Genomic DNA, 2,758 nt, shown 5'->3' with positions numbered 1-2,758 from the left:
GCCGTCTACACAGTCCGTTTCCAAGGCGCGGTGTACGTTCTCCACGCGTTCCAGAAGAAGAGCAAGCGTGGGATCGCGACCGCCCGTAAAGACATCGAATTGATCAAGGGGCGACTCGTAGCGGCTCGGCAGCTGCACGCCCGGTTGTTCCCCGATCGCGAGTGAGGAGGGATGATGACGGACGAGTCCGAGGCGCACGTAGACTACACTCCCGGGTCGGGCAATGTCTTCGCGGATCTCGACCTGCCGGATGCGGACGAGCTGCTCGCGAAATCCGAGTTGGTCCATCACATCGTCTCGCTCATCCGGCGGCGAAAGCTGACTCAGAAGGATGCGGCGGTGCTGCTGGACACGACGCAGCCGACCGTCTCCGATCTCGTGCGGCGGCGGCTGGACCGGTTCTCGCTCGAGCGGCTGTTCGTCTTCCTCAATCGCCTGGACCGCGAAGTTCAGATCGTCATCCGGCCCAAGCGCGAGGGAGCGCACCCTGCTGCCATCACGGTGAGAACCGAAACGCGCCGGGCAAGTACGCCCAAAGCCACGGCGGCGTGAGTGGGCATACCAGGAGGGGCGGACCCGCGGCGGGGCCGCCCCTCCTCTCATCCGATCGCCAACCGTACTTACCGCACCTCCCGAAAAGTGCACCCCGAGAGTTGAAGCGCGGCCCCCCGGGCGGTAACTTGTCTGGATGGCAGAAGAAAACCTGATCGTCCGCGGTGCGCGCGAGCACAACCTCCAGAACGTCGACGTCGAGATCCCCCGCGACAAGCTGACCGTGATCACGGGCTTGAGCGGGAGCGGCAAGTCGTCGCTGGCCTTCGACACCATCTACGCCGAGGGGCAGCGGCGCTACGTGGAGTCGCTGTCGGCCTACGCCCGGCAGTTCCTGGGCATGATGGAAAAGCCCGACGTCGACTCCATCGAGGGCCTTTCCCCCGCCATCTCCATCGAGCAGAAGACGGCCGGCCGGAACCCCCGCTCCACGGTGGGCACCGTCACCGAGGTGTACGACTACCTGCGGCTGCTGTGGGCGCGCGTGGGCACCCCCCACTGCCCCAGCTGCGGCAAGCCCGTCGCCCGGCAGAGCGCCACGCAGATCGTGGAGCGGCTGGTGGAGCTGCCCGAGGGCACCTGGCTGGAGGTGCTGGCTCCCATCGTGCGCGGCCGCAAGGGCGAGTTCCGCGACCTGTTTGAGGAGATGCGGCGCAAGGGCTTCACCCACGGCCGCACCGACGGCGAGGTGCACCGCCTGGAGGAGCCCCCCGTACTCAACCGCCGCGCCAACCACGACATCTCCATCTTCGTGGAGCGCAAGGTGGCGGTGGAGCCCGACAACCGCGCCCGCATCGCCGACGCCGTGGAGCAGGCGCTGCGCGCGGCCGAGGGCGTCGTCCAGGTGGTGGCGCACACGCCCGGCGCGGTGGATCCGCAGCCGGAACTGTTCAGCGAGCACTACGCCTGCGCCGAGTGCGGCATCAACATCCCCGAGCTGGAGCCGCGCCAGTTCTCCTTCAACTCCCCCTACGGCGCCTGCCCGGCGTGCGGCGGGCTGGGCACCCGGAAGGAGCCCAACCCCGACCTGGTTCTGGCCGACAAGTCGCTTTCCATCCTGGAAGGCGTGGTGCTCCCCTGGGGGGTGCCGCGCGGGCACCTTCGCGGCACCATTCTCGAGGGGCTGGCCGGGGCGATGGGCTTCGACCTGAACGCGCCCTGGCAGGAGCTGCCCGACGAGGTGCGCCGGGTGCTGATGTTCGGCGTGGACGGCAAGGCGGGCCCGGCGGCGAAGGTGGCGTCGGGGGCGAAGGGGGCCGCCCCGAAGAAGATCAAGTGGGCCGGCATCATCCGCGACGTGGAGCAGCGCTACCAGGACAGCACCAGCGACTCCGTGCGCGAGACGCTGGAAGAGTACATGAGCACCCTGCCCTGCGGCACCTGCCACGGCGCGCGGCTGCGGCCAGAAAGCCTGGCCGTCACCGTGGGCGGCCGGTCGATGGGCGACGTGGTGGCGCGCCCCGTCTCGGAGGCGCTGGAGTTCTTCGACGAGGTGGATGCGCTTCCCCACCTGCAGCGCGACATCGCGGGTCCCATCCTCAAGGAGGTGCGCGAGCGGCTTTCCTTCCTGGTGAACGTCGGCCTGGAGTACCTGACTCTCGGGCGCTCGGCCGAGACGCTTTCGGGGGGCGAGGCGCAGCGCATTCGGCTCGCTACGCAGATCGGCTCGCGGCTGGTGGGCGTGCTGTACATTCTGGATGAGCCCTCCATCGGCCTGCACCAGCGCGACAACGAGCGGCTGCTGGAAACGCTCCAGGCGCTCCGCGACCTGGGGAACACCGTGCTGGTGGTGGAGCACGATGAAGAGACCATCCGCGCCGCCGACTACGTGCTGGATCTGGGCCCCCGCGCGGGGCGGCACGGCGGGCGGGTGGTGGCCAAGGGGACGGTGGACGACATCACGGCCGCCCCCGAGTCGCTGACGGGCGCCTACCTGCGCGGCGAGCGGCGCATCGAGATCCCCGCCGAGCGGCGCCAGCCGGCGCCGGGGCGCGAACTGGTCATCCGCGGCGCGCGCGAGCACAACCTGCGCGAGCTAAACGTGCGCATTCCCCTCGGCTGCTTCGTGGCGGTGACGGGGGTGTCGGGATCGGGCAAGTCCACGCTGATCAACGACATCCTGTGGAACGTGCTTGGCCGCCGCTTCTACCGCGCCAAGACGGTGGCCGGCCTTCACGACGGCATCGACGGGCTGGAGCTGCTGGAC

At 69.3% G+C, this 2,758-nt stretch carries 3 protein-coding genes; all 3 read left to right on the top strand.

From position 1 onward, the window contains the following. A partial coding sequence (locus VIB55_RS20405) for a type II toxin-antitoxin system RelE/ParE family toxin (protein ID WP_331878513.1) occupies positions 1-165 on the top strand: 165 nt, incomplete at its 5' end. Between the two features lie 6 nt (positions 166-171). Continuing rightward, complete coding sequence (locus tag VIB55_RS20400; RefSeq protein ID WP_331878512.1) at positions 172-552, top strand: helix-turn-helix transcriptional regulator; 381 nt, start codon at positions 172-174, stop codon at positions 550-552. Between the two features lie 136 nt (positions 553-688). Continuing rightward, the coding region (uvrA, locus tag VIB55_RS20395) for an excinuclease ABC subunit UvrA (RefSeq protein WP_331878511.1) at positions 689-2,758 on the top strand (2,070 nt) is incomplete at its 3' end.

The sequence above is a fragment of the Longimicrobium sp. genome, assembly GCF_036554565.1.
Taxonomy (GTDB): domain Bacteria; phylum Gemmatimonadota; class Gemmatimonadetes; order Longimicrobiales; family Longimicrobiaceae; genus Longimicrobium.
Note: the sequence above shows the minus strand (reverse complement) of the source record. Positions and strands in the feature narration are given on the sequence as shown.

What these genes read in the sequence shown, in the direction of transcription:
- VIB55_RS20400 (WP_331878512.1), top strand. Translation starts at nt 172, where the DNA reads ATGATGACGGACGAGTCCGAGGCGCACGTAGACTACACTCCCGGGTCG.